The 346-nt window shown below is 67.9% G+C and carries 2 protein-coding genes; both read right to left on the bottom strand.

Features of this window, described 5'->3' with window-relative positions; translation table 11 throughout:
- On the bottom strand, window positions 1-105 hold a 105-nt coding region (locus D183_RS26500; RefSeq protein ID WP_017909580.1), incomplete at its 3' end, for a CD225/dispanin family protein.
- Between the two features lie 46 nt (window positions 106-151).
- Window positions 152-346: CD225/dispanin family protein (locus tag D183_RS0114165; protein WP_017909579.1), on the bottom strand; the 195-nt coding region annotated here is incomplete at its 5' end.

Raw genomic sequence — 346 nt, 5'->3', positions numbered from 1 at the left:
CGAGGCGTAGACGATGGACACGATGCCCAGCGGCAGACAGCAGAACAGCGTGGTCAGGATCGCCCAGACGAGGTTGTTGGACACTTGCGGTGCGGTGGTATTCATCCGTGTTACTCCGGTGGTTGGGTGGTGGAACGGGAAACGGTGGGGGTCAGTTGCCGGCCAGGCTGCCGATCGCCTCCAGCAGGATGGCCACGAAGATCCACACGACGACCAGGATCGGCGACGCGAGCGCCCACCAGCCGGCCTTGCGTGCGGCGGCGCGCGCGCCCTCGATGTCGCCGGCAGCGCGGCGGCCATCCACCTGCGCGGCGTAGACGATGGACACGATGCCCAGCGGCAGGCA

Origin of the sequence: Xanthomonas sp. SHU 199 (genome assembly GCF_000364665.1) — a bacterium.
GTDB classification, from domain to species: Bacteria; Pseudomonadota; Gammaproteobacteria; order Xanthomonadales; family Xanthomonadaceae; genus Xanthomonas_A; species Xanthomonas_A sontii.
The sequence above is the reverse complement of the archived record's forward strand: the minus strand, read 5'-3'. Positions and strand labels throughout refer to the sequence as shown.